The organism is Shewanella sp. FJAT-51649, assembly GCF_019457435.1.
In the GTDB taxonomy this organism is placed as follows: domain Bacteria; phylum Pseudomonadota; class Gammaproteobacteria; order Enterobacterales; family Shewanellaceae; genus Shewanella; species Shewanella mangrovisoli.
Genome location: NZ_CP080411.1, coordinates 4,741,465 through 4,766,983, shown reverse-complemented (window position 1 = coordinate 4,766,983; position 25,519 = coordinate 4,741,465). Strand labels below are relative to the sequence as shown.

General features: G+C 50.5%; 23 protein-coding genes. 10 read left to right on the top strand and 13 right to left on the bottom strand.

What is annotated here, in order from left to right:
- Positions 1-31 precede the first annotated feature (31 nt).
- Together K0H59_RS20870 and K0H59_RS20865 are read right to left on the bottom strand one after the other, a co-directional pair.
- Positions 32-1,039: an NAD-dependent epimerase gene (locus K0H59_RS20870; RefSeq protein WP_220054272.1), complete on the bottom strand. Its 1,008-nt coding sequence runs from the start codon at positions 1,037-1,039 to the stop codon at positions 32-34.
- Between the two features lie 24 nt (positions 1,040-1,063).
- Positions 1,064-2,227 (bottom strand): nucleotide sugar dehydrogenase, encoded by a 1,164-nt coding sequence (locus tag K0H59_RS20865; protein WP_088212770.1) that lies wholly within the window; start codon positions 2,225-2,227, stop codon positions 1,064-1,066.
- A 233-nt stretch (positions 2,228-2,460) separates the two neighbouring features.
- On the opposite strand from K0H59_RS20865, the gene K0H59_RS20860 reads away from it, so the two are divergent.
- From K0H59_RS20860 to K0H59_RS20850, 3 genes are read left to right on the top strand one after another with little or no spacing between them, the layout of a single operon-like run.
- Positions 2,461-3,192, top strand: coding sequence for a glycosyltransferase family 2 protein (locus K0H59_RS20860; protein WP_011624605.1), 732 nt, complete (start codon positions 2,461-2,463; stop codon positions 3,190-3,192).
- Position 3,193: 1 nt separating this feature from the next.
- On the top strand, positions 3,194-3,853 hold the full coding sequence (locus K0H59_RS20855; RefSeq protein WP_220054271.1) for a TVP38/TMEM64 family protein: 660 nt from the start codon (positions 3,194-3,196) through the stop codon (positions 3,851-3,853).
- 13 nt (positions 3,854-3,866) lie between these two features.
- Positions 3,867-5,591, top strand: a complete 1,725-nt coding sequence (locus tag K0H59_RS20850; protein WP_220054270.1) for a glycosyltransferase family 39 protein — start codon at positions 3,867-3,869, stop codon at positions 5,589-5,591.
- A gap of 61 nt (positions 5,592-5,652) precedes the next feature.
- Here the strand turns inward: K0H59_RS20850 and mutM are convergent, their stop codons facing one another.
- From mutM to K0H59_RS20810, 8 genes are all read right to left on the bottom strand, one after another.
- Positions 5,653-6,468 (bottom strand): bifunctional DNA-formamidopyrimidine glycosylase/DNA-(apurinic or apyrimidinic site) lyase, encoded by an 816-nt coding sequence (mutM, locus tag K0H59_RS20845; RefSeq protein WP_220054269.1) that lies wholly within the window; start codon positions 6,466-6,468, stop codon positions 5,653-5,655.
- A 24-nt stretch (positions 6,469-6,492) separates the two neighbouring features.
- The gene (locus tag K0H59_RS20840; protein WP_088212774.1) at positions 6,493-6,948 is read right to left on the bottom strand and encodes a hypothetical protein; all 456 of its coding nucleotides are present in this window, start codon (positions 6,946-6,948) and stop codon (positions 6,493-6,495) included.
- Between the two features lie 80 nt (positions 6,949-7,028).
- Positions 7,029-8,012, bottom strand: coding sequence for a GTP 3',8-cyclase MoaA (moaA, locus tag K0H59_RS20835; protein ID WP_220054268.1), 984 nt, complete (start codon positions 8,010-8,012; stop codon positions 7,029-7,031).
- 15 nt (positions 8,013-8,027) lie between these two features.
- The gene (locus tag K0H59_RS20830; protein ID WP_220054267.1) at positions 8,028-9,827 is read right to left on the bottom strand and encodes a bifunctional molybdopterin-guanine dinucleotide biosynthesis adaptor protein MobB/molybdopterin molybdotransferase MoeA; all 1,800 of its coding nucleotides are present in this window, start codon (positions 9,825-9,827) and stop codon (positions 8,028-8,030) included.
- A gap of 30 nt (positions 9,828-9,857) precedes the next feature.
- Positions 9,858-10,451 (bottom strand): molybdenum cofactor guanylyltransferase MobA, encoded by a 594-nt coding sequence (mobA, locus tag K0H59_RS20825; protein ID WP_023266178.1) that lies wholly within the window; start codon positions 10,449-10,451, stop codon positions 9,858-9,860.
- A complete protein-coding gene (locus tag K0H59_RS20820) occupies positions 10,435-11,142 on the bottom strand; it encodes an energy-coupling factor ABC transporter ATP-binding protein (RefSeq protein WP_220054266.1) in 708 nt (235 codons plus the stop codon). Before K0H59_RS20820 ends, mobA begins: the two co-directional genes overlap by 17 nt.
- A 3-nt stretch (positions 11,143-11,145) precedes the next feature.
- Complete coding sequence (locus tag K0H59_RS20815; RefSeq protein WP_011624596.1) at positions 11,146-11,853, bottom strand: ABC transporter permease; 708 nt, start codon at positions 11,851-11,853, stop codon at positions 11,146-11,148.
- Positions 11,850-12,674, bottom strand: a complete 825-nt coding sequence (locus tag K0H59_RS20810; RefSeq protein WP_011624595.1) for a substrate-binding domain-containing protein — start codon at positions 12,672-12,674, stop codon at positions 11,850-11,852. Before K0H59_RS20810 ends, K0H59_RS20815 begins: the two co-directional genes overlap by 4 nt.
- Positions 12,675-12,958: 284 nt before the next feature.
- Between K0H59_RS20810 and K0H59_RS20805 the strand changes: the two genes are divergently transcribed.
- Together K0H59_RS20805 and K0H59_RS20800 are read left to right on the top strand one after the other, a co-directional pair.
- On the top strand, positions 12,959-14,341 hold the full coding sequence (locus K0H59_RS20805; RefSeq protein ID WP_011718787.1) for a sigma-54 dependent transcriptional regulator: 1,383 nt from the start codon (positions 12,959-12,961) through the stop codon (positions 14,339-14,341).
- Complete coding sequence (locus K0H59_RS20800; protein ID WP_220054265.1) at positions 14,342-16,477, top strand: cache domain-containing protein; 2,136 nt, start codon at positions 14,342-14,344, stop codon at positions 16,475-16,477.
- A 255-nt stretch (positions 16,478-16,732) separates the two neighbouring features.
- On the opposite strand, the gene K0H59_RS20795 is transcribed toward K0H59_RS20800, so the two are convergent.
- Positions 16,733-17,200: a GNAT family N-acetyltransferase gene (locus K0H59_RS20795; RefSeq protein ID WP_088212781.1), complete on the bottom strand. Its 468-nt coding sequence runs from the start codon at positions 17,198-17,200 to the stop codon at positions 16,733-16,735.
- A gap of 99 nt (positions 17,201-17,299) precedes the next feature.
- Complete coding sequence (locus K0H59_RS20790) at positions 17,300-17,959, bottom strand: 7-cyano-7-deazaguanine/7-aminomethyl-7-deazaguanine transporter (protein WP_039977624.1); 660 nt, start codon at positions 17,957-17,959, stop codon at positions 17,300-17,302.
- Positions 17,960-18,203: 244 nt separating this feature from the next.
- On the opposite strand from K0H59_RS20790, the gene K0H59_RS20785 reads away from it, so the two are divergent.
- A complete protein-coding gene (locus tag K0H59_RS20785; protein ID WP_220054264.1) occupies positions 18,204-18,929 on the top strand; it encodes an ABC transporter substrate-binding protein in 726 nt (241 codons plus the stop codon).
- 14 nt (positions 18,930-18,943) lie between these two features.
- Here K0H59_RS20785 and K0H59_RS20780 read toward each other — a convergent pair whose 3' ends face one another.
- Positions 18,944-20,302, bottom strand: coding sequence for an isochorismate synthase MenF (locus K0H59_RS20780; RefSeq protein WP_220054263.1), 1,359 nt, complete (start codon positions 20,300-20,302; stop codon positions 18,944-18,946).
- 408 nt (positions 20,303-20,710) lie between these two features.
- Between K0H59_RS20780 and K0H59_RS20775 the strand changes: the two genes are divergently transcribed.
- The 4 genes from K0H59_RS20775 to K0H59_RS20760 are packed head-to-tail and all read left to right on the top strand — an operon-like array spanning position 20,711 to position 25,508.
- Positions 20,711-22,930 (top strand): TonB-dependent siderophore receptor, encoded by a 2,220-nt coding sequence (locus K0H59_RS20775; protein WP_220054262.1) that lies wholly within the window; start codon positions 20,711-20,713, stop codon positions 22,928-22,930.
- Between the two features lies 1 nt (position 22,931).
- Positions 22,932-24,296, top strand: a complete 1,365-nt coding sequence (locus K0H59_RS20770) for an ATP-binding cassette domain-containing protein (protein WP_220054261.1) — start codon at positions 22,932-22,934, stop codon at positions 24,294-24,296.
- Positions 24,286-24,969 carry an energy-coupling factor transporter transmembrane component T gene (locus K0H59_RS20765; protein ID WP_220054260.1) on the top strand — a complete coding sequence of 228 codons (684 nt, stop codon included), beginning with the start codon at positions 24,286-24,288 and terminating at the stop codon, positions 24,967-24,969. Before K0H59_RS20770 ends, K0H59_RS20765 begins: the two co-directional genes overlap by 11 nt.
- Positions 24,966-25,508 carry a core component of ECF transporter gene (locus K0H59_RS20760; protein WP_133181794.1) on the top strand — a complete coding sequence of 181 codons (543 nt, stop codon included), beginning with the start codon at positions 24,966-24,968 and terminating at the stop codon, positions 25,506-25,508. The genes K0H59_RS20765 and K0H59_RS20760 overlap by 4 nt, the downstream gene beginning before the upstream one ends.
- Positions 25,509-25,519: the final 11 nt, after the last annotated feature.

Below are 25,519 nucleotides of genomic sequence, written 5' to 3'. Positions count from 1 at the left end.
ATTAACAGGCCTTTTTGTTTTCTCAAAGAGCTTACTTCGCATAAAACGCGCGGTACCACTCGACAAATCTGCTCACCCCGGTATTGATATCCACTTGTGGTTTATAACCCACGGCCTTAAACAGGTCTTCGGTATCGGCCCAAGTGGAATGCACATCTCCGGGCTGCATGGGTAAGAATTGTTTTTTAGCCTCAATGCCGAGCGCACTTTCGAGTGCGGTAATAAAATCCAGCAATTGCACTGGGCTGCCATTGCCGATGTTGAATACGCGATAGGGGGCGCTGCTGTTGGCGGGTGTGCCGGTTTCAACACGCCAGTCCGGTGTTGGGTGAGGGGGCTTGTCTTGCACCCTGATAATGCCCTCAACGATATCGTCGATATAGGTGAAATCACGGCTGAGATCGCCATGGTTATACACATCGATAGTATCGCCTGCGAGAATCGCTTTTGTGAATTTAAACAAGGCCATATCGGGTCGTCCCCAGGGGCCATACACGGTAAAAAAGCGCAATCCAGTGGTGGGTAACTGATAGAGATGCGAGTAAGTGTGCGACATTAACTCGTTGGCTTTCTTGGTCGCTGCGTACAGGGATATCGGATGATCGACGCTGTCCTCGGTCGAAAATGGCATCTTTTGATTCAAGCCATACACAGAGGATGAAGAGGCATAGACGAGATGCTCAATCTTATGGTGGCGACAGCCCTCTAAAATGGTGAGATGCCCGACTAAATTGCTATCGACATAGGCGAGGGGATTATCGAGGGAGTAGCGCACCCCAGCCTGCGCGGCGAGATGGATAACCCGTTGAAAATCTTGCTCTGCAAACAATGCCGCTATGCCTTCTCTGTCGGCTAAGTCCAGTTTGATAAAACGGAAATTGCTTAACGCCTCGAGGGGGGCCAACCGAGCGAGTTTTAAGCCGACATCATAATAGTCATTGAGGTTATCGATACCGACAACTTCATGGCCCTGTGCGCAGAGGCGCTCACTGACTTTAGCGCCGATAAATCCGGCGGCGCCTGTGACTAAGTATTTCATAGTAAACCTTTATATTTTGGACGCTTAGTCGTGATGGAACAGATCCCGAGTGTAGACTTTAGCGGCGACATCTTCGAGTTCATTAGCCATACGGTTAGAAATGATCACATCGCACATGGCTTTAAACTCGTGTAAATCGCGGATCACTTTCGAGTTAAAAAACTCGTCTTCCTTGAGTACGGGCTCATAGACTACGACTTCGATGCCCTTGGCCTTAATGCGTTTCATCACGCCCTGTACCGCCGAGGCGCGGAAGTTGTCTGAGTCGGATTTCATGATTAAGCGATAGATCCCTACTCGCTTCGGTTGCTTACTGATAATAGCGTTGGCGATAAAGTCTTTGCGGGTCGTGTTGGAATCGACAATGGCGCTGATGAGATTGTTAGGCACATCGTTATAGTTGGCTAACAATTGCTTAGTGTCCTTGGGCAGGCAGTAACCGCCATAACCGAAGGACGGGTTGTTATAGTAATCGCCGATGCGCGGATCTAAACATACGCCTTCGATAATCTGACGGGTGTTGAGCCCTCGGCTCTCCGCATAGGTGTCCAACTCATTAAAGTAGGCGACGCGCATGGCTAAAAACGTGTTGGCAAACAACTTAATCGCCTCGGCCTCAGTGCTATCTGTGAGTAAAATCGGAATATCTTGTTTAATGGCGGCGCGGGCAAGCAGATTGGCAAAGGCTTGGGCCCGCTCGGAACGTTCACCCACTATGATCCGTGATGGGTGGAGGTTATCGTAAAGCGCCTTACCTTCACGCAAAAACTCCGGCGAAAATAAGATATTGTCACTGTTGAGTTTGTTTCTTAGCCCTTCGGTAAAACCCACTGGCACAGTCGATTTGATGACAATGGTGGTGTCGGGATTCAGGGTGAGTACTTCCTTCGCGACCCGTTCTACCGATTGAGTATTAAAGTAGTTGGTTTGTGGGTCGTAATCCGTAGGTGTGGCTATGATGACAAAATCGGCTTCTTTCACGACGTTTTTGTCGGTCGTGGCACTGAGATTTAAGGCTTTATGCTGCAGGTATTCTTCAATCAGACTGTCGGCGACCGTTGGTTTACGCGCATTAACTAACGCGACGCGCTCGGGCATCAAATCAATCGCTACTACATGGTTTTGCTGGGCGAGTAAAACCGCGTTCGACAGGCCAACATAGCCCATTCCAACCACAACTATGTTCATAGGTTTTATACAGTTTGGCATTTTGTTTCCCAAACTAGCATTTTCTGCGGAGATAAAACATGTCATTTCGATGAAATTCACAGTTCCAAATTAAGTGCTCTTTTCTCGATTTTCACCCGTATACAATGCTGGTCCTGCATACTGTTTAATTCATAACATCCTATCGATACAGATTTTTGTTTGCCACAATCCTATGTTACCGTACTCATGGTTATTAAGCTTGGAGCCTTAATGTGATTTCAGTCGTGATCCCCGCAAAAGATGAAGTGGGCAATATTGGCCCATTAATGAAAGAAATATGCCAAGCCCTGCAAGGGTTGACTGAGTTTGAAATTCTTGTTGTCGACGACGGTAGTCAGGACGACACTTTTGGTGAGGTGATGCACACCGCCGAGGTGATGCAATGCGATGCTAAAGCCATTCGTCATGAGCGCAGTACGGGCCAAAGTACCGCGATCTCCACTGGTGTTTTACATGCCCGCGGTAAGTATATCGTCACCTTAGATGCCGATGGGCAAAACGACCCTGCGGATATTCCCGCCATGTTGGCCCAATTGCCGCAAATTCATGCCGAACATTTTTGTATTGCAGGCTATCGCAAAAACCGCAAGGACACGGCATGGAAGCGCTTCCAGTCCCGCTTTGCCAATAAAGTGCGTGATGCACTGTTACACGATGGCGTACCCGATACCGGATGTGGCCTAAAACTCTTCCCCCGTGAAACCTTTCTACGTATGCCTTACTTCGACCATATGCACAGATATATCCCAGCACTGGTGCGCCGCATGGGGGGCGAAGTGTTTATTTCTGTGGTTAATCATAGGGATCGCCAAGTAGGCGTGTCTAAATATACCGCTTGGAATCGGGTCTGGGTCGGGATTGTCGACATCATGGGCGTCATGTGGCTCGGTCGCAGGGCGAAAATCGCTAAGGTCGCCCGTAGCGAAACCAGTTGGCACGATTAAGATGAAGCGACTCTATAAGGCGATTTTTATCGTCTTTATTTTGCTGGTGTTAATGTTTGCGGCCCAGCAAGGGTTATTCGAGCATGTGACCGATAGCAATTGGGTGGCACACTTTATTGCCGCTCAAGGGGTCTATGCGCTGACGGTATTGCTGATGGTGGGCGCCTTGTTTACCGCTGTCGGTGGGCCGAGGCAGGTGATTGCCTTTGTATTTGGCTTTGCCCTCGGCGGTATCTATGGCGGTCTATTTTCCACCTTAGCGGTATTGCTGGGTTGTGTGTTGGCGTTTTATACCGCGAGATTAACCATTCGAAGCAGCCTGCAACGACGTTTTGGCAATCGTTTACAAAAGTTTGAGGCGCTGATCCTTCATCGGACTTGGTTAAAAGTCTTAATGATCCGTCTGTTGCCTGTGGGCAGTAATCTGCTGACGAATCTGTTTGCGGGGGCGACACATATCCCCGCGGGGGGATTTATGTTTGGCAGCGTGCTGGGTTATTTGCCGCAGATGCTGATATTCAGTTTTGCGGGCGCGGGCATTGGCTTATCTGATCATAACCAACTGGGGATTAGTATCGGGCTGTTTATTATCTCGAGTCTTATCGGCGCTTACCTTTACCGTTCGAGCCTGCGCAAGCAGGTGGATGAATTGGAAAACTAAATAGGGATTAGGAATGGATGCATTGAATCGTCGTTTCAATAGCGAAGATTATTACCAAGTACTCTGGCCGCTGCTGTTGATGAGTTTGTTGATCTTACTGGTTGGCATAGGTTTTCGTTCCCCTTGGCCGGCCGACGAGCCACGGTTTGTTGAGGTCGCGCGGGAGATGGTTGCCTCGGGTCAATGGTTATTCCCTACCCGGGGCGGGGAATATTATCCCGATAAGCCGCCAGTGTTTATGTGGGCCATCGCCCTGTTTTATCAACTCACAGGCTCGTTAAAACTCTCCTTCTTACTCCCCAATGCCCTCTGTGGCTTGCTGACGGTATTTCTTGTTTATGATCTGGGCGCCAGATTGTGGAATGTGCGGGTTGGCCGCAACGCCGCACTATTGCTCCTTATCGTGCCGCAGTTTTTGATGCAGGCGAAAAATGCCCAGATAGATGCCATGGTGATGTGCTGGATAACCGTGGGATGTTACGGATTAATCAGGCATTTTATGCTTGGGCCTAAGTGGCATTGGTATTTTATTGGCTGGGCATTTATGGGGCTTGGGGTGATCACTAAGGGGGTTGGTTTCTTGCCCCTATTGTTGCTCATTCCGATTGGGATTTACGCCTTCAAAGATAAGACCCGTTTCGAGGGCCGCTTAACTTGGCTTTGCCTCGCAGGGCCGTTGGCCATGCTGGCTGTGATTGCCTGTTGGTTAGTACCTATGGTGATGACGGTTCAAGCCCATGGCACACCCGAGATGGTGGCCTATCAAAATAATATTTTGTTTAAGCAAACGGGCGAGCGTTACGTTAATGCTTGGCACCATATCAAGCCTTGGTATTTCTTCGTGCTGAGCGTTATCCCTTGGATGTGGTTCCCGATTTCGTTGCTGGTGGTCGCCTATTGGAAACAGTGGCTGCAAAAGGTGAAAGCCGATCCTACCATCGCGATTCTGCTGATTTGGGTCGGGCTCGTGGTGCTGTTTTTCAGTATCAGCCCGGGCAAGCGCAACGTGTATATTCTGCCCGCATTACCTATGTTGGCCTTGGCGGCATCGGCGGTATTAACGGGTGTTTCCCCCAAAGCTTGGTTTGAAAAACTAGTCACTGGTGTGCTGTGGTTCTTGGGGGCACTCGTGTTAGTGGCCGGCGTGCTGGCATTTATCCATCACCCTGCACTTGTCAAAGCGCTGGCGGATTATACCGATGATCTCACTGGCATTGGTTACTTATTTATTTTGCTCGGGGGGCTTTGGTGTGCCTTGCTGTGGCTGGCGCGTCGTCAGTTTGCACTGGTCAAGGTGGGGCTGGTTTCAGCCTTGGGCTGGGTGCTGGTGAGCACTTGGGGTTACGCTATGCTCGATGAAATGCGCACCCCCAGAAGCCTGATGCTACACACTGCCGAGGTGATAGGTGAGGATGCCGAACTTGGCCTAGTAAACTTTAAAGAGCAATTTATCCTGTTCTCGCCCATGAGTGTGACGCACTTTAGTTACCTCGCGCCGCTAGAAGAGCAAGAGCGTAACGCGTGGCAATGGATGCAGGAGAACAAACAGCGTTATGTGTTAGTGCCTAGCGGTGCCGAGCTGAGTTGTTTCGATATCAAAGGCGGTAAGAGCATGGGGATTGCCCACCGTGACGAGTGGATTTTGTTATCTGCGTCAGAGCTTAAGCCTCAGTGCCAAGCGCCAGAGCGTGAGTACCGTTACTTTACCGACCATCCTGGCCGTTGGTTAAAAGAGTAATCAAAGGCCATATCGAAGAAGCTAAAAATGCCTGCGATTGCAGGCATTTTTATCGGCGAGATTAACGCGTCTGGCAGATACCGCAAAATACTGTGGTGCGTTGACCAAGGCGGATTTCGCTGAGTAGATTGCCGCACTCAGTGCAGGTTTCGCCGCCGCGGCCGTAAACATGCAGCTTTTGCGCGAAATAGCCAGGTTTACCCTCGGCATTGGTGAAGTCCTTAAGCGTAGTGCCACCCTGCTTAATGGCGTGGGCGAGGATTTGTTTGACCTCGGCAACCAGTACCGTTAAGCGTTCAATATCTATCTTGCCTGCTTCTGCCTCGGGGTGTATCCCTGCGGCAAACAGGGCTTCATTGGCGTAAATATTTCCCACACCCACCACAATATGGTTATCCATCAGGCAGAGTTTGATCGCCTTCTTCTTGCCCGCCAGCACGGCAGCTAACTGATTGACGTTAAAGGCATCGGTCAGAGGTTCTGGCCCGAGTTTTTTCAGCAGTGGATGGGCTTCCTCTGGCAACTGGCACCATAACCAAGCGCCGAAACGTCTTGGATCGTTAAAGCGCAGAATACGGCCATTGGCGAGGACGAGATCGATATGGTCGTGCTTCTCCACTGGCGTGTCATGGGGCAGGATCCGCAAACTGCCCGACATTCCCAAATGCACTATGCTGGTGCCGGCATCGGTATCGATTAACAGATATTTAGCGCGGCGGCGCACTTGGCGTATGGTTTGGCCGATGATCTGTTTGGCAAGTTCGGGAACGGGCCAACGCAGTGAGGCGTTACGGACTACGAGGTCAACCACGGTTTGTTCGACAAGATATGGGGCTATACCCTGACGGGTGACTTCGACTTCTGGTAATTCCGGCATGATTGAGTTCTTTTAGGTAATAAATTAGCTGGTGGATTTGGCATCGAGGATCGGTTGTAAATCGGCCCTTAGGCTGGGGGGCACTAAATACCAGTTGCCAGCGGGTGACTTGAGTACACCGTCCTCGGGGAAATAAATCCAACGTTGCGATTGGCGGATCTCGGCAATTTGGATCACCAGTTCCTGTGGCTTGCCCGTGGGTTGTGGTGCCTCGCTGAGGGGTGAGACTCTTAGGCCTTGCCAAGCCTTGACCCATTGCGTGCAGTTGAGCACCAGCGGATCGCACTCCCAACCCGAGGCTTGCTTATGCAGCCACACACCATCTAGCTGCAACTGTGCCAGCGGGGCATTGTCATCAAATAATAGTTGGGCATCACTCGGCACATTATGGGTTTTTTTGTCCATAAACGTCAGCACCGCAATGATAAAAATGCAGGCAAGAATAATGATGTTATTCCACTGTTTACGAGTAAGCGCCATGGCAAGAGTGACACAAAAAAGGGACTGATGCCTTGAGTGTATCACGGCAAAATAGAGATGCTAGCCCTATGACGAAGGGGTTAACCGCCAGTGCTATTCATAAAGCGCAGGATTTGCACGCCGTTATTATCGAAAACATGCTGCTTAGGTTTGAGCTTAATACCTTGGAGAATCGCGGTTTTAAGGCGTTCAATGTCCCCGGGATATTCTCGCACAATGCTTTTTAAATCAATGGAGTGTTCATTACCTAGGCAGAGCAACAATTGCCCTTCTACGGTCACGCGCACCCTATTACATTCGTGGCAAAAGTTGTGGCTATGGGGTGAGATAAACCCGATGTGAATCGGGCTATTTGCCATGGTGTAGTAACGCGCGGGGCCGCCAGTGCGTTTATTAGAAAGCTGCAAGGGATAATGCTCGTTAATGATGGCCTTAACTTCATCACTGCTGCAATGGCGCGCTTCTTTACGCTCGTCCATTTCACCCAGCGGCATTTCTTCAATAAAGGCGATATCTAGGTTGCGGTCACGGCAAAAATTAACCAGATCAATCACTTCATGATCGTTTTGCTGCTTTAGGATCACCGCATTGATTTTAATCCGCTCAAAACCTGCGGCGATGGCCGCATCAATCCCTTCGATAACACGTGCTAATTTGCCGTTGCGCGTCAGTTGGGTAAAGAGTTCGGGGTTAAGGGTATCTAGGCTGATGTTTAAGCGCTTAAGACCCGCATCAAACATAGGCTTGGCAAACTTACTGAGCCTAGAACCATTGGTGGTCATCGATAAATCTTTGAGCCCTGGGAGCTTGCCCAGTAAGTGCACCAGTTGATCACAATCGCTACGCACCAGCGGCTCGCCGCCTGTGAGGCGAATTTTAGTCACCCCCAGTTCAGTAAAGGCTTGGGCAATCCAAGCCAACTCTTCGAGGTGCAGTACATGGTCCTTGGGCAAGAAGCAGGGATCTTCCGTCATGCAATAGACACAACGGAAGTCGCAGCGATCCGTCACTGAGAGTCGTAAATATTCGACCTGACGGCCAAAGGCATCCACAAGTTGGCTCATAGAGCTTACCTGAACTTATAAAAGATCGGCAAAAGGTTGAATAAACACAGTTTCACCTGCATTGACCGCCTCAGCGTCATCTCCAATGATGATAAGGCAATTGCCTTTGACCATAGAGCTGAGCATGCCCGAACCTTGGTTGCCAGTAGTGGTCACGTGCAGCCTGCCATCATTACCGAGGCGATAAATTCCGCGGATAAACTCAGTACGGCCCGTGCGGCTACGCAGGGTTTCATCGGTGATCGCCGGAAATAACGGTGCCTGCCAGTTTGTTTCGCCAGCGAGTTTACGCAGTGCAGGTTGCACAAATTGCAGGAAGGACACCATCACAGCCACTGGATTGCCGGGCAAGCCGAAGAATAGGCTATCGCCGACCTTACCAAAGGCGAGTGGACGACCTGGGCGCATATTGATCCGCCAGAAGTCGATATTGCCAAGGCGTGCTAGCACGGCCTTGATGTAGTCGGCGTCGCCAACGGAAACGCCGCCAGAGCTAATCACCACATCTGCCTGCGCCGCGGCTTTGGTCAAGGTGGCTTCGAGAGCGCTTTCGGAATCTTCGATAATGCCTAAGTCAATGACGTCACAACCTAAGCGTTTTGCCATCGCCTTGATGGTGTAACGGTTCGAGTCATAGATACAGTTTGGATTCAGTACTTCGCCGGGTTGGCTGACTTCATCACCTGTGGAGAACACGGCCACGGTCGGACGGCGATAAACCGTTACACGGTCAAGACCGAGGGAGGCTAATAAGCCCTGTTCGGCGGCGCTTAGGCGTGTGGCTTGGTTGAGGGCGACTTGGCCTTGACCTATGTCTTCACCCGCAAGGCGAACGTGTTGGCCTTGCTGAATGCGGCCATCGAAACTGACCTTGGCATTGGCCTCGTTAGCCAGCTCTCGAGGTTGAACTGTATCTGCGCCAGCAGGTACGGGCGCGCCCGTCATAATGCGCACGGTTTCACCCGCTTTGAGTGTGCCCGAATATTGATGACCGGCGAGGACTTCACCGACTAAGTTGAAGCTCGCTGGCAGCGGATCTTGATAGGCAAAGGCATAACCATCCATCGCTGAGTTGGTTTGCTGCGGCACATCCACGGGCGAAATGCTGTCGCGGGCGAGCACACGGTTATCTAACGCATCTAAACCTACATCTTCCACCTCAGTGACGGGGTCTACGTGGGATAAAATCTGTGCCAAGCCTTGGCTCACGCTGAGGTTTTTATCGCTGCCCAAGGTGCAGGCATCGACAGTCGCAATCGGTAATGCGGGGTTAGGGGCTTGCCAGCTATTGGCGTATTCCATCACAAAGTCAGCAATTTGCGCGACATCGTTGAGGTCGAGTCTTCTTAGCTCACTCGGTAGCTCGGTGTCATCACAGCAAGCGATGGCGAGAATATTGTCGTCTTGGGTATAGATAAACGGCTTGCCGTGGGCGGCGCGGTGCAGCTCAATTTTCGGCAGTGTGAGTTTTTTAAAGCCTTCGACTAAGACAATATCGACTTTATCGGCTTCAATTTGCTTGAGTAGGTGGACTAACTCTGGGTCGCCATCGCGGGCATCTTCGGTCATTAGCGCCCAACGCACATGGGAGGCGACTAGCATTTGCCGCGCGCCGGCTTTGCGCATCTCGTAGCTATCTTTACCGGGAATATCGACATCGAAATTGTGGTGAGCATGTTTGATCACCGCCAGATGCAGGCCGCGCTGATTCAATTCGGGGATCAATTGCTTGAGTAGGGTGGTTTTCCCCGTGCCGCTATAGGCACAAAATCCGAGAACGGGAATAGATAGCGGATTGACGAAGGGAGTACTCATTTGCACCTCTAATCTGGGAAATTTGAAGCCTTAGCTTTGGTTTATCTCTGCAGCCAGTCGTTGTTTTTGTTCTGGCGTGTTCACATTGACAAAGGCATTGGGTTGATCGGCAAAGGCCGCCACAGCAAAGCGATGTTTGGCATACCAAAAATCAATTTTACGCTCACCCGCTTCGAGAAAGGCGGTCATCGACTCGCGCAGGCTCGGCTTTAATAACATCACCACGGGTTGTTCACGCTCACCATCGCTGGCAACGGCAAGTTCAGCATCGTTTGCCTCAATGGCGGCCAATAAGCGGGCGACTAAATCCCGCGGCAGCAGCGGACAATCACAGGGCACCACGAGCAGATAGTCTGCTTGGGTGTGACCCATAGCGGTGATCATGCCCGCCAAGGGGCCGAGAAACCCAGTATGCTCATCGCTTAACACCGTGAAACCGAACTCAGCATAACGTGTTTGGTTACGATTTGCGTTGATCAGGATCTCCTTAACCTGAGGTTTTATCCGCTCGATAGTGTGTTCAATCATGGCCTTGCCGTTTAGCTCGACGAGGCCTTTATCGTCCCCGCCCATACGGCGCGCCATACCACCGGCAAGAATTACGGCATCAATTTGCAACGACATATAAAGATCCCTGTGTGGAGTTTGTGGGCGTTTGCTGACGGGAGGTTATCACCTGTTGGTCTTCAATGTGCCACTGCTGCTCGCAAATGGCGGTGAGCGCACAGTTTTGATGGCTGCTTAATAGCATTCCCGTCCCTTGCTGTTTGAGCTGTTGGATCATTTGCAGCACTAAGGCTTGGGAGTCCTTATCCATATTGGAGGTCGGTTCATCGAGCATCAGTAACTTTGGCTGTAAAATCCAAGCGCGGGCGATGGCGAGGCGTTGTCTTTCGCCGCCGGATAAATTGCTGGCTCTGGCCTGTAATAGCGAGCCCAGTTGCGCCATCTCAATTGCTTGGCCAATTCGGCGTTTGGCCTCGGTTTTTGAGGCCGCAAAGGGTAAGCCGTAGGTCAGGTTGTAATTGACGGTGCCATCAAAAAGATAGGGATGCTGGTGGAGGTAAACGGCTTTACCCTGCAAAGGGTTACGTGTCCACCATGCGTCCTTTTTAAAGCCGCTTACTTCAATCTTGCCCTTAGATGGCGGCTGTAGACCCGCGAGGATCTTCATCAGGGTCGACTTGCCCGAGCCGTTGTCACCCTGCAAATAAATCACGTTCCCTTGGCATAACTCGAGGCTGTGGGCCTTGAATAATAAGCGCGGGCCAAAGGACATTTCCAAGTCGCGGGCGATCAGTTTGGCTTGGGTCATAAGTTAATGGCTCCTTGGCGTTTCTTTGCCGCGTAAACTACCTAAGGCAAAGTTGAGGATCAAGGCCAAGATTAGCAGCACTAACCCGAGGGCGATAGCTTGGGCGAAATCGCCTTTACTGGTTTCCAGTGCGATAGCCGTCGGGATATTACGTGTTACGTTTAAGATGTTGCCGCCGACCATCATAGAGCAGCCGACTTCGGTGAGAATACGGCTAAAGGCTGCGACAATCGCCAGCAATAATGGCATACGCAGTTCACGGCACACTGTCCAGACCGCGCTAAACCAAGAGGCACCTAAGGTACGTGAGGTTTCCCATGCCCGGCGATCGACACTGGTGAAGGCCGCTTGACTCATGGCAATCATCACGGGGGCACAAATCATCATTTGGCCGAGGATCATCCCCTCTTGAGTGAACAACCACTTTAAATCCCCAAGCGGGCCGTTGCGGGTCAAGATGAGATACACCAGCAGGCCGATAACGACCGTAGGGATCGATTGCAATGTTTGTACTAAGTTAGTGACAAACCACTTTCCGGGGAAATGGGCAAACGCCAACACAAAACCGAGCACCATAGAGGGGACTAAGGTGATGAGCAGCGCCGCGAAAGAAACCGAAAACGAGACAGAGATGATAGACCAAACGTCGGGGTCCAATGAAAACAGCAGGCTTAACGCCTGCTGTAACAGTGCTAGCCAGCCTTCGCTCATTCGCTATAGGTTGCCTTGAACAGTTGCTCGCCTTCAACTTTGAAGTTGTTGATCATGGCTTGACCTTCTTTGCTGATCAGCCAGTCACTGAAGGCTTTGGCGCCTTTGTGGTTCAGATCTGGGTATTTAGCTGGGTTGATCAGAATCACTTGGTATGGGTTCGCTAGGGTTTTACCGCCATCGAAATCCACGCCTAAGTCCAGCTTAGTTTTGTACGCCACGAAAGTACCACGGTCAGACAGCGTATAACCTTGTAATTCGTTTGCCATCAGCAGGGTTTTACCCATGCCTTGACCGACTGAAGTGTAACCTTTGAAGTCAGGAGTCACGCCTGCGGCTTTCCATACTTCTAACTCTTTGATGTGGGTGCCAGAGTTATCACCACGAGAGACGAAAGGTAAGCCAGATTTCGCGATTTTAGCGAAGGCTTCTTCGGCAGTTTTGCTTTCACGTAGTTTTGCAGGGTCGTTTTTAGGACCTAACACCACGAAATCGTTTTCCATAATGCCACGTGGCTCAACACCAAAACCGTCGGCAACAAATTTTGCTTCAGCACTTGGGGCGTGGGTCATGACTAAATCCACATCGCCTTGCTCGCCCAGTTTCAGGGCTTTACCGGTACCCGTTGCGATAACTTGTACTTTGTAGCCTGATTCACTTTCAAACTTAGGCAGTAATTCTTTTAACAGACCTGAGTTTTCAGTACTGGTGGTGGTGGCTAACTTGATCACTTCAGCCGATTGAGCGGGTAACACTGTGAGCATGCTGGCTGCAACAACCAGGCCCAGTAATGACTTCATATGAGATTTCACGTTTAGCATGGATACTCCTTGGCGAAAAATAGGGTTCCGACTCAATTGCCTACTGAGTGGGAGGTTCCGTAAATTGTAATGCGTTCGATTGAAAGCAAATAGGATGCCAAACCAATAATGACGCATTTACGTTCACAGCTTGATCTAAATTGTGACCCCGATCTCAGGCTCAACAAATAGTTCGCAGACAAATTGTCTCAGCGCATGCTTCTTATGGTTCATAGTGACCTATTTGTCTAGTTTCAATGCTAGAATTGGTCGCAATTGAGTCAAAATGTCCAGAAGTGAGCACTATGAGCCAGATAGATAATAACCTCAAGCCCCTTCCTTCCGCTGTGTCTGTCCTGATCGTCGATGACGAACCGGGGATGCGTAGCTTTTTGAATAAGGCGCTGTCGAAGAAATTCGCCTTAGTCGAAACGGCGGGCAGTATTGAAGATGCTGAGCAGTTACGTAGTCGCTGCCACTTCGACCTATTGATTGTCGATATCCGTTTACCGGGTCGCTCGGGAATCGAGTGGCACGAAGCCTTAGATGAACAGGGCCGCCGCTCAGATGTGATTTTTATGACCGGCTATGCGGATTTAGAAGTCGCGATTAAAGCTCTGCGGGCTGGCGCCTCAGACTTTATTATGAAGCCCTTCCACCTCGAGCAGATGATGTCGGCGGTTGACCGTTGTATCGAGCGCCGTTTGCTGCGCCGCGAAAACTTGATGCTGCGCCGTGAAGTCTCTATTGGCTATTCCTCCACCATTATCGGTAGCAGTGAGGCCATGAAGTCGGTTAAGCAAGTGATTGAGCGCGTAGCGCCGACCAACGCGGTGGTGTTAATTCAAGGCGAGTCTGGCACGGGTAAAGAACTGGTCGCGCGCCAATTACACTTACTCAGCGGCCGCCAAGGGCCCTTTGTGCCCGTTAACTGCGGCTCTATCGCCCCCGAACTACTGGAGAGCGAACTCTTTGGCCATACCGCGGGTGCTTTTACCGGCGCTAAGGGTAACCGCGAAGGCTTATTCAGTTTTGCCTCCGGCGGCACTATTTTCCTCGATGAAATTGGCGAGATGCCGCTCAAGATGCAGACGGCCCTGCTCAGGGTATTAGAACAGAAGGCGATTCGCCCCGTCGGCAGTGAGAAGGAAGTGAATATTGATGTCCGGGTGATTGCGGCCACTAACCGTACGCTGGTGGATGAAGTCGAAGCGGGTAACTTCCGTCGTGATCTCTATTATCGCTTGAATGTTCTGGATATTTTAATTCCTCCCCTGCGCGAACGTCCGGAAGATGTGGTCGAATTGACCCATCATTTTACTCGCCAACTAGCGGCCGAATTGGGTGTGCGTGAAGTCGTGTGGAGCCATGAGGATATGGTGAAGCTGCAACAGCACGAGTGGCCAGGCAATATCCGTGAACTGCGCAATATGATTGAACGCTGCATTCTGCTGGGCAAGCCACCGGCGGAGTATTGGAAGCAACAGGTAAAGACGGAGTCTTCGGCTTCCCAAGGTTATCCCTTAGATTGGCCATTGAAAGAAGTAGAAAAACACCATGTGACTAGCGTGGTGGATCTGCACTCTGGCAATAAATCGGCGGCGGCTCGGGACTTAGGCGTTTCCCGTAAGACCTTAGATCGCAAGTATAAAGAGTGGTTTGACGTTAGCGACGAGCAGGAGTTCTAAGTGTCGTTTTTTACTCACTTTTTTGGTGTCAGTTGGCAGCAAATGCAGGCCAAAGTGCGTTATCGCATTCTGATCCTCACCTTGCTGCCGATTTTGCTCACCTTGGTGAGTTTAGTGTTTATCACTATTTACTGGAATATCAGTTACACAGGCAAGCAACTGTTTATGAAGGTAAAAGCCGATTTGGCTGTGGCTGAAAATACCTTGCAACAGGTGCAGGTTCGTCAGGAGAAACAGCTCGAACGAGTGATGACCTCATGGACTTTTCAGAATGATTTTCGGCCCATTCTTAGCGGTGAGTTGGCCCACAGGGCGAGCATAGATACCTTTCTGAATGAGCAGAAAAAGCAACTCGATTTAGACTTCTTGCGACTTGTGAGTGTTGCCGAAGCGGCGTCCGATCCGGATTTACGGCAGATATTACCGAAAATGGGTGGTCTCTTGCCCTATTCGGGATTGATGGTGCTATCGCCCGATCGTTTAGCCCGCATCGACCCGGACTTAGCCCAAAGGGCGGCCATCCCACTGTTGGCGACATTGCGGGCGCAGAGCCCGAATAAGCAAGTGGAAGACCGTGGTTTACTAAGCCGCAGTTTGCTGCCTATTCCCGACTTTGAGGGCAAAGTGGCTTGGTATCTCGATGGTGGTGTGTTGTTTAATCGGGATACCCGCATTGTCGACCATATCCGCGACCTCGTCTACGACAAGGGCACATTGCCGGAGCGCTCTATCGGTACTGTGACCATCTTCCTCGACAATATTCGTGTCTCCACCAACGTGCCTTTGCACTTTTTTCCACAGCCGAATGAAACCCAAGGGCGAGCGCTCGGCAGTTTAGTGTCCGAGGAAGTGCGTGAAAAAGTGCTGAATCATGGTGAGTTATGGGTCGACCGCGCCTTTGTGTTTAACGATTGGTTTATTTCCGCCTACGCGCCCTTAGAAGATATCCGCGGGCAACGTGTCGGTATGATCTATACCGGATTCTCAGAATCGCCCTTTATCCATAACTACCTGCTTAATATCATCGAATTAGGCACAATTCTGATGCTGGTGCTGCTGATCTCCGGCTTGTTGGTTTACCGGGGCGCCTACAGCTTGTTGCAGCCGATAGAGCGCATTCACCATGTGGTGCAAGCGGTGCAGTCTGGGCGCAATGTGCGTATTGGCGCCTTGGGGCTGGACAGGGATAACGAATTATCGAATCTTGCCGAGCAGTTCGATCGTATGCTCGACTTATTGCAGCGGCGCAACGCACAAATCCAAGCCGCCGCCGAACAACTCGAGATGAAAGTCGAGGAGCGAACTCGAAGCCTGCAGGACAAGACCTTAGAGTTACAGCGCAACGTGGCGCTGCTCAATGAGACTCGTCAGCAGTTAGTGACTAATGAAAAGTTAACCGCGCTGGGTGAGCTAACCGCAGGGATTGCCCATGAGATCAACAACCCAACGGCGGTGATCCTCGGGAATATGGAGTTACTGCGTTATGAGCTTGGGGATAATGCTGAGTCGGTAAAAGAAGAAATCGACCTGGTTATCCAACAGGTTGGCCGCATTAGCACTATTATCCGTAGCCTGCTGCAATACAGTCGTCCAGGTGAGTTTAACGCCCCCTTAGAGATGCATCCCATTACGCCTATCATCGAGGAAATGCTGGTATTAGTGCGGCACTCGATTCAAAAACAAGAAGTGGTGCTGATAACTGAATTGAACGCCAGTTGCCCCGTGCAGGTTAATCGCCCGCAGTTGTTGCAAGTGCTGATTAATCTTGTGGTTAACGCCGCCCATGCGATGGATGGCAAAGGTAGGATTTGGGTGCGAACCTATGATTGGCTGCAACAAGATATGCCGATTGGGGTGAAAATCGAGGTTGAGGACGAAGGTTCGGGGATTGCCCCTGAGCAGCTAGGGCGGATTTTTGATCCCTTCTACACCACACGTAAAGACGGTACTGGCCTTGGCTTATCCTTAAGTTACGGCATTATCAAGCGAATCGGCGGCACCATTGAAGTGAGCTCTGTACTGGGTAAGGGATCTATCTTCACCATTGGCTTGTACCATGAGGCGAAGGAAGATCAGCAAAACAACCCCTACGATGGCTTACATTTTTCTGGCCAAAGCACTGAAATTTCATCATAGGCAGTACTGTGTTCGAAAAACTATGGGATTGATTTACTGAATAAAACGCAAAAAAAAGCCGGATGATGAATCCGGCCACAAAAGAGTGTGTGTGAGCAATGTCGTGCTTGCAAACTCAGGAGCACTTTAACAACGTCAGATTACCAGTCATCCGTGTTAAAGATGAGTTTTGGAACGCAAGTTAACGATAATCATTCTCAATTAGGTTTGCAAGCTATTTCTCGCAAAAAATGCACATTTTTATATAAATCGCTTTTAAGCTGTCGCAATCGACTTGCTTAAATGCAGTTTATGGTCGATCAGGCTTTGTGGATCGGCCTTAAGTTCAGTAATCAAATATTGATTTCTAATCAGCAGATTGAGCATGGCAGGGAAGCGATTCATGGTTTTTACTTGGATCAGCTTGTAACCTTGGCGGCTCGCCCAGGTTTCTTGGTATTCCAATAGGCTCTGTGCCAGACCTAAACGTCTAAAGTCGGTCGCGACACCGCCTAACCAACTGTAAAACACGGCATCTGCCTGCTCGTATCCCAGTTTAAAGCCTGCCAATTCACCTTCCACATAGGCTAAGAGAATCAAGCTAGTTTTGTCCGAGAGACGTTCCGCGAGGGTTTCGCTCGTTAGCGGGCGGTCGAGTTCAGGGATTTGCTTGCTCAGTTCGATAAGCTGTGTGGTCAACTCAGGTGTCAGAGCTGTCAGTGCTTTGATTTCAATTGAATACATAATTTTCTCTCACAGAAAATCAGCCCCAAATGCGCATAAACACAGTGGGGCTGAACAAAAAACTGCTCAAATTATAACAGGTCTGGCCAGTTGAGTTAATCAGGAAAATGATTTTTGTGGACTGGTTTGCAAGATCTTGTCTTGTAAGACCTTCAGCAGGACGCCGTAGGCAGGCAGGAATAACCCTAAGCTCACGAGTAATTTGAAGCTGTAATCCACGGCCGCGATTTCGGGCCAGTTGGCTGCCATAAAGCTGTCTGTCGAGGCATAAAAAGCGACACTGAAGAACACTAAGGTGTCGACTAAGTTACCGACAATGGTCGATGCCGCAGGCGCGACCCACCAAGAACGGCTTTGGCGTAGGCGAGCGAAGACTGTGATATCCATCAGCTGACCAATCAAATAAGCCGCGAAGCTAGCGAAGGCGATGCGAAACACAAAAGTGTTCCATTGGCTTAAGGAATCAATCCCTTGGAAGCTGCCTTGATGGAATACCACACCCATGACATAGGAAATCATCAACGCGGGCACCATGGCCTTGAGGATGATGCTACGGGCGGGTGTTTGTCCAAAGATGCGCACTGTGAGATCGGTCGCGAGATAGACAAAGGGAAAACTAAACGCGCCCCAAGTGGTGTGAAAACCAAACAATTGAAACGGTAGTTGTACCAAGTAGTTGCTGACGCAAATAATCAGTATATGAAATCCCACTAATAGCAGGAGTGCGCGGCGAAGCTGCGCAGGGGTTAACATTAACATATGTGGCCTTTTTAGTTGTGTAGGGCGGGGTGAGGGAACCCGCTAAATGATCTGTTGTTATTTTACCCAAAATCAGCGTGCTGAAATCGGGGTCGCCATTATAGTGACCAGGCTTGAAGATGCAAGCTTACTGTTTATATTCCAAGCAATTTAGCTGCTCTCTCCAAGCGCGAGTGATCGATATGGTCACAGCATGGGTATAGAAACTATTCTACACTCTTAATAAATGGGGGAGGAGAAAGTGATGAGATCATTCCTTACGGCCTTGTGTTTAAGCTTTTTGAGTTTGTGTGCTTTCGCTACGCCGAGTAAGCCTGTGATTATTCATTTGGTTACTGCTACTTGGGAAGGTTTCGCGAATCCCGATGAAACGGGTTATTACTTCGATATTTTGCAACGTACTTTTCCTGCGCCCGAGTGGCAACTCGATGTGCAGTTTATGCCTTTTGCCCGCACTTTATACCTGATTGAGCACAACAGAGCCGATATGATCCTCAGCGTGTATCGAGGCGACGTGAAACAGAGTTTGCTGAGTGAAAATCCCGTCGAGGTCGATAGTATTGATGCGGCCGTGACGCCGGCAATCGCGGCCAGCTGGATTGGTATTGAAAGTTTATCCTATCGTAAAGTTCAAGCCATGTTGGCCTATCGATTCAATATGCTCACTCCAACGCCAATGTATTACGAAGAAAGCAGCGATATGCTTAACATGTTGAATAATCTCAATGCGGGACGAGTCGATGCCGTTTTAGATTATCAGCCGGATATCTTAGCGTTAGCGCCAAAAATGAAGGAGCCGCAAAACTTTGTGGTGATACAAGGGGTGTTAAAGGCGGAAGCTTTTTTTGCGTTTTCGAATACCGATAAAGGACGAATGTTAAAGCAACAGTTTGATATGGCACATAAAAAGCTTATCGATTCTGGAGAGCAAAATAGGCTCTACACTGAGACCAAAGCAAAGGGATTTTAGTGTTTATCAGTAGCTTAAAGCTCAATCAGAATCGACATAATCGTCGCTAACTTATTCTCTAGCTCTTGCCATTCCGCCTCGGGATCTGAGCCTGCAATAATCCCCGCACCAGCAAATAGATTGATCTTGCCGGGTTCAATCAAGGCGCTGCGAATCGCCACCGAAAACTCACTCTCATACTTATTGAAATAGCCACAGGCACCAGCGTACCAACCGCGCATATAGCCTTCGCGTTCGCGAATAAAGCGCATGGCAGACTCGCGGGGAAGGCCACCCACTGCTGGAGTTGGGTGCAGAGCCTGTAGCAATTGGAAGTCATTCACGTCCTGCTTTAACTCGGCACGAATGGCGCGGTGGAGATGCTGAATATGGTTTAGCTTAAAAATCGTCGCGGTTTCTTCGGCGCCCACATGCTGGCTCAAGGGGGAGAGCATACTGACGATATGACGGCGAACCAGCTGGTTTTCTATGCTGTTTTTGTTGTCTTCGAGCAGCGCGTTGGCCAGTGCCGTGTCTTCTTCTTGGTTTAAGCCACGTACAGTGGTGCCAGCAAGCGCCTCGGTAAACAATTCCTGCTGACGACGGCGAAATAACCGCTCTGGCGAGCAGGAGATATAGGTGCGCTCAGGGCTAAATTGGAAGCCAAATTGGAAACTATTCGGATTACGCCCCTGCCAGCAGGCTAATACCATCCAAGGATCGACCTGTGCATTGACCTCAAGCTCTGTGTGGCGCGACAGCACCACCTTGGGCGTCTCTTGGTTAAACTTGGGGTCAACAACTTGCTCGATTAAGGTCTTCCAACGCGGAAAATCGGGAATATCGGTGCGGCTCAACAGTGCAAGTTTATTGGGCGGTGTGAGCGGACGAGCCGGCTGCACGGCTTCTATCGCGGCAATGGCGCGATTGATTTCCTCTTCTGGAGTGCTATCGGCAAAGTTAAGATTCACCCGTAAACTGAACTGATTGTCGCTGCGCCTAAATTCGATACGCGGTAACACAAAGCGACTGTTACCAAACTCGGGCCAAGATTCGATGCTGCGGTCAAACGCCACGCCGCCGTAGTAGCGGATCTCAGGATTGCTGGATAAGGCGCGCTGCTGTTCGTAGACGTTCGCTAATGTTTTATCGTCGACACCGGTTTCAAACTTAAAGTCTTTGCAGGCGCCAATTGCCGCCACTTCTTCAACCTTGTCGCGCCCATGCCAGTAAATGCGCGGATATTGGTGTTGGGATGCCAACCACGAAATCAAAGGGATAGAGACAGTTGTTAAGGATAACTGCACTATCGGCTCCGTCGGTGGAACCTGCTTCAATTGAATAAGTTTGTCGATGAGAGACTTAAGGTCTTCAGACAGGGCGTGAGCGGGCAAATAAAACTCCAAAGGTAACGAGATGAAGGTGGTGGCTGAAGTTCCGGCAGTCAGCGATAAGTTAATCCATTCTTTTTAAAGTCATTTACACCAAGTGGGTGAGAACGTGTAAATAAGAATCTTTCGCTCAAATTAAAGGCCGAGGCCGCGAGTGTCAAGATGCAACCCACGAGTGTGTGACTTTTGCCATAGTCTCATTTCGAGACGCTAAAAAATGTGACCTAGATGGGTCTTTTTGTCGATACCGTCGTCTGTGTTGGACATTTTGTCTCTTTGTGACAGATGGCGTTTTCCATTTGTTGCAATTAGTCGATCTGAGTTGGTTTTTGATTGTTTTTCAGTTGAGACGGAAATTCCTCAGACCACAATAGGGGGCACATCCTAAACTTCCTGTATGACAACAATAATATGATTACCAGAAATACCACCTTTAGAGTGTCGTCCTTAGCGCTTGCGATTGGGTTGAGTTTTACCGCCAACGCCGATGAAATCGCCCGCGATCCCCTGCTGAATGTGAATGAAGTCATTGTCGTCCATGGCGAAGGTGCCGATGCCGAGCAATTGGCGACCACCCATTGGAGCATAGACGAAGCCGAAATCCGCGCTTTAGGTGCGCAGACCTTAGATCAAGTGTTGAAGAATGTGCCCGGGGTATATATCCGTGTGGGCGGTGATGGTACTCCAAGGGTCGATATTCGTGGTTTTAAGACACGCCATGTCACTTTACTGGTGAACGGTGTGCCCATGAGCAGTGCCGATGATGGTCAGTTCGACCCAAGCGTGATCCCAACCAGCCAAATTGCCTCGGTTGAAGTGTCGGTCGGACCGACCTCAGTGCTGTACGGCCCAAGCGGTGCCGGTGGGGTGATCAATATTATTACTAAGCAGGGCAGTACTGCGCCTGCTCTGTCTGGACGCTTGGAAGCGGGCAAAGACAATACCTTCAACGGCGATATCAGCGCCGCTGGCTCGGGTGATGATTGGCAGGGATTAGTGAGTGTTAGCCGTCAACAGACCGATGGCTACCCTATGTCGAATGATTTCGAGCCGACCCAATATCAAGACGGTGAGCTACGTGCGAACTCAGATAAAGAAGTCACCAACGTCTATGCCCAAGGCAGTTACTGGTTATCGGATAAGACCCAGTTGATTGCCAACATGGCACTGCGCAATGGTGAATGGGGCAAACCTGCCCGTGATGGTACTGGTAGCGGCAAACTTAAGTATGAACGTACCGACGATTACGATTCACATACTTTCCAACTTGGCTTAGCCCATCAGTTTGACGATACCTTTACCCTGCGCGGATTTGGTTATCACAATCAAAGCGATACCTTAGAAGCCGCCTATGCCGATGAAACCTATCAGGCATTGACGCAAACTCAAGATGGCCGCTCCGTGGTGCAAGGGGTCAATTTACAGCTGATCACCGATTTCCATAAGGCCGGGCTGCTAACCACGTCTTTGATTGCTGAAGAACAGAGCTGGAAGTCAGTCGTCGATACTTACTCAAGCGATACTGGCAGTGGCACGGGGAATAACTCGGGCACAGGTTCAGGTTCTGGCAGCGGCTCAGGTAGCGGCAGTGGAACAGGTTCTGGCGGTGGCACAGGTAGCGGCGGCGGAACAGGCTCTGGCGGTGGCACAGGTAGTGGCGGCGGAACAGGCTCTGGCGGTGGCACTGGTAGCGGTGGCGGAACAGGTTCTGGTGGTGGCAATGGTAGCGGTGGCGGAACAGGCTCTGGTGGTGGCACGGGTAGCGGTGGAGGTTCCGGCGGTGCTGAAAACCTAAACGATTCTGCATGGTTATATACCGCTGCGGCCGAATATCAGTATCAATCTGAGCATAACTATGGCTTTACCTTCGGTGGCGCCTTCCATTCGCTCGATACCTCCGATGGTACGGATGATAACTACTCGGCAATGGCCTCTAGCTATTGGCAGGTGGTACCCGATTCACGCTTGAGCCTGAGTGTGGCCCGTAAAGTGCGTTTCCCCTCTATGGTGAACCTGTACTCGCAATCATCGGGCAATAGTGAGCTAGAAGCGGAAGAATCTAAACATGTTGAGCTAGGTCTGGAGCAAAACTTACCGGCTAGCACCGACTTCTCGCTCTACGGTTATTACACGGATGCGAAGAACTATATCGCCAAAGATACCGATGGTTTCTATCAAAATATGGGGCGCTATGAGTTCAAAGGGATTGATTTCCAAATTAACAACCATGCGATTGAGCATTTAGATCTGAGCTTCTCCTACAGTTTCTTAGATTCGAAAGAAATGGAAGGCGACGATACCTTAGATGCGCTGCAATACCGTCCTCGTCACCAGCTGCGCTGGCAGATGAGTTACGAGTTCCCCTTCGAGACGCAAATTAACCTGAATGTGGAGCGTATCCTCGATCAGGTTTATGCGACTCAGGTGAAAGTGAACGGTCAGAACCAGTATCAACAGCAGTCGCTGGATAACTACACCTTAGTGGACATTAACTTAGTACAGCCGCTGATCGCCGATAAGTTAGAAGTGTATCTGCGCGCCACTAACCTATTGGATGAGAACTACTACCAGAGTGAAGCCCTGCCTCAGGCTGGCCGTCAGTTCTTTGTGGGTGTGAACTGGCAAATTTAAGATGAAATTACTCGAGCTCGAAGGTGTCAGCTTTAACTATGGCAGCCAATTAACCCCTGTATTGCAGGAGGTCAGGCTAGGGATTAGCGCTGGTCAATGCCATTGTGTCAGCGGGCCAACGGGTTCGGGTAAATCGAGTCTATTAAACCTGCTTGCGGGCGTGCAGAATCGCCCGCATGAGGGTGATATTTGGCGTCATCCCGAGCTGGTCACTGGCTTAGTGATGCAGGATCCTCAAACTCAGCTACTGAGGCAAACCGTGGGAGCCGAAGTGGCTTTTGCCTTAGAGAATCTCGGCATTCCCGCCGAGAATATGCTGCCTAAGGTGCAGTTAGCGCTGCGACGCGTCGGGTTGTTTCTGCGGCTCGATACCCAAGTCAGTACCCTTTCTCTTGGCCAAAAATACCGTTTGATGATCGCCGCTCAGCTGGTGTGCGAGCCGCATTTATTGCTGCTCGATGAGCCATGGGCGCAGCTCGATGATCTGGGTGTGGCTGAGCTATTGGTAGTGCTGCGCAATCTTATTGCCGAAGGCATGGCATTGGTGCTGGTGGAGCATAATGCGGCGGCGTTTGCCGAGATTATCCAGCATTATTGGCAATTGGAGGCTGGCTGTTTATCCGCAGGCATCTACACAGTTAGCGATACTCAACCGATTGATACGCCAGTTAAACCTTGGGGTTCTGCTCATGTTGGTAAAGTGCTGGTCAGTGCCGAGGCATTCGATTTTTGTTTCGACGGTAGCCAGCCCTTGTTTAGCTGTCCGCAGGGGTTTCAGTTACATGCGGGTGAGATAGTGACTCTGGTCGGGGATAATGGCTCGGGTAAAACTAGCCTACTAAAATCCTTAGCCGGGATGCTCAACCTAAAGCTGCGTTTGCCGCTCAAAGTCTTAGGTCGTAAACCTAAATTGGGCATCTATGGTGCCGAGTTAGGATTATTAATCCAAAGGCCGAGTCGACAACTGTTTGAAACCAGCGTGTTAGCCGAGATGCAGTTTAGCCTGAATCGTTTCGAACTCCCTAAAGAGCGTGCCGAGCAAATGCTGCTCGATCTCGAGTTGATGGCGCTTGCCGAACAATCTCCCCATAAATTGTCCTACGGGCAGCAGCATTTGGTTGCCTTGGCATCCTTGGCCTGCTTGCAACCTAAGGTACTGCTACTCGATGACCCGCTTGCTGGCATGGATAAGCACTATTACCGAAAAGTGTGGTTCCTGCTCAAGCGTCTTAGGGCGCAGGGCTGTGCGATTCTAATGAGCAGTCACAGAGTGGTGGAGCATAGTGCCGTGTCTAGGCAGCTCAGTTTACACAATGGCTTGCTGACGGAAGATGCCATGGGGATGGAGGAGCGCTATGTGGGTTAGTTGCCGTCGCTGGCGACTACGAGCCCGCAGGCGTTGGAGTCGCGAACGCCAAGAAACTACGCTATGCGCGCTATCGCTATTGTTGGTCTGTGTGCTCTCTGCCTGCGCCTTTGTGTTATCCGCCGAACTATTGCTGCCGCTGGTGGTGGTAAACGGCTTATTAGTGCTCCATGGTTTAGCGCGCCGCGGCAGCATCATGGGGGTGGTTAAACTCGGTGCGATTCAACTGACGATTACCTTGAGTCTGTATCTGTTGCTCTATGGGGTTGGCCATTTGGCTCAAGGCGCCGTGGTGGTCGGGCGGATTATTCTAGCGACTATCCCCGGCTGGTGGTTGTGTATTACGGCGGCGCCCGAGCGTATCGGCGAAGTGTTAAGTGCCTTTTTGCCAACTAAATGGGCCTTTGTGGTGGCAGCTTCCTTGAGTCTGCTGCCCTTTATGGCGGACGAAGTGCGTGAGATTTACCAGATCCAATGTCTGCGCGGCGCACGCATTACCCCTAAGGCGTTGCGAAATCCCAAAAACTGGCCTGAGCTAGTGTACTGCGTGCTGTTTCCCGTATTAATCCAATTACTTAAATTATCTCGTCAGATGGCGATTGCGGCCCAGAGTCGTCACTTTGGCAAGAGTTCGCGTGTCACCCATTGGCACTCACCGAGAGACAAAAAATGAAGAAAAAACTCCCTCTGAGTCTACAGGACTCGTTGTTTATTGGTTTTTGCGCCACCTTGCTGGTGGCCTTGACGGGAATGTTAAGGCTCAAGCTTGGGATTTCAGGTCACAGCATGTTTTTAATGAGCTTCTTCTACTTGATTTGCTACGGCGTGCTTGGGCGTTTCGGCAGCATGATTGCCTGTGGCGGGATTGCAGGCTTAGTCGCCATGGCGCTCGGTGTCGGCAAGGGCGGCCCGATGATTTTATTGAAGTTTATCTTGCCGGCGATTGCGATGGATCTCGTGGCTTTACTGTTACCGCTTACATTAAGCCTGCATTGGCGCTGCGTGATTTTAGGCATTATTGGCTGTATGGCCTGGGCGGTAAAAGTGGCGCTTACCAATGCGTTGGCGGGCATGGCCTTCGACGTTGTGCTTATCCAATGGGGCGCTAGCGTGCTTAAGGGCGGATTCTTTGCCACCTTAGGTGCTTTGCTGGTGCCGCCTGTGCTGCATAGGCTTAAGGCCCATGATCTCCTCCACCGTGACAAGTTTTAATTGCTAGGAAT

Coding starts and splice junctions, on each gene's coding strand:
- K0H59_RS20850 (WP_220054270.1), top strand. CDS start 3,867: ATGGATGCATTGAATCGTCGTTTCAATAGCGAAGATTATTACCAAGTA.
- K0H59_RS20865 (WP_088212770.1), bottom strand. CDS start 2,227: ATGAACATAGTTGTGGTTGGAATGGGCTATGTTGGCCTGTCGAACGCG.
- mutM (WP_220054269.1), bottom strand. CDS start 6,468: ATGCCGGAATTACCAGAAGTCGAAGTCACCCGTCAGGGTATAGCCCCA.
- K0H59_RS20760 (WP_133181794.1), top strand. CDS start 24,966: ATGAAGAAAAAACTCCCTCTGAGTCTACAGGACTCGTTGTTTATTGGT.
- mobA (WP_023266178.1), bottom strand. CDS start 10,451: ATGTCGTTGCAAATTGATGCCGTAATTCTTGCCGGTGGTATGGCGCGC.
- K0H59_RS20820 (WP_220054266.1), bottom strand. CDS start 11,142: ATGACCCAAGCCAAACTGATCGCCCGCGACTTGGAAATGTCCTTTGGC.
- K0H59_RS20810 (WP_011624595.1), bottom strand. CDS start 12,674: ATGCTAAACGTGAAATCTCATATGAAGTCATTACTGGGCCTGGTTGTT.
- K0H59_RS20795 (WP_088212781.1), bottom strand. CDS start 17,200: ATGTATTCAATTGAAATCAAAGCACTGACAGCTCTGACACCTGAGTTG.
- K0H59_RS20855 (WP_220054271.1), top strand. CDS start 3,194: ATGAAGCGACTCTATAAGGCGATTTTTATCGTCTTTATTTTGCTGGTG.
- K0H59_RS20770 (WP_220054261.1), top strand. CDS start 22,932: ATGAAATTACTCGAGCTCGAAGGTGTCAGCTTTAACTATGGCAGCCAA.
- K0H59_RS20840 (WP_088212774.1), bottom strand. CDS start 6,948: ATGGCGCTTACTCGTAAACAGTGGAATAACATCATTATTCTTGCCTGC.
- K0H59_RS20775 (WP_220054262.1), top strand. CDS start 20,711: ATGATTACCAGAAATACCACCTTTAGAGTGTCGTCCTTAGCGCTTGCG.
- K0H59_RS20870 (WP_220054272.1), bottom strand. CDS start 1,039: ATGAAATACTTAGTCACAGGCGCCGCCGGATTTATCGGCGCTAAAGTC.
- K0H59_RS20805 (WP_011718787.1), top strand. CDS start 12,959: ATGAGCCAGATAGATAATAACCTCAAGCCCCTTCCTTCCGCTGTGTCT.
- K0H59_RS20765 (WP_220054260.1), top strand. CDS start 24,286: ATGTGGGTTAGTTGCCGTCGCTGGCGACTACGAGCCCGCAGGCGTTGG.
- K0H59_RS20790 (WP_039977624.1), bottom strand. CDS start 17,959: ATGTTAATGTTAACCCCTGCGCAGCTTCGCCGCGCACTCCTGCTATTA.
- K0H59_RS20785 (WP_220054264.1), top strand. CDS start 18,204: ATGAGATCATTCCTTACGGCCTTGTGTTTAAGCTTTTTGAGTTTGTGT.
- K0H59_RS20815 (WP_011624596.1), bottom strand. CDS start 11,853: ATGAGCGAAGGCTGGCTAGCACTGTTACAGCAGGCGTTAAGCCTGCTG.
- K0H59_RS20830 (WP_220054267.1), bottom strand. CDS start 9,827: ATGAGTACTCCCTTCGTCAATCCGCTATCTATTCCCGTTCTCGGATTT.
- moaA (WP_220054268.1), bottom strand. CDS start 8,012: ATGAGCCAACTTGTGGATGCCTTTGGCCGTCAGGTCGAATATTTACGA.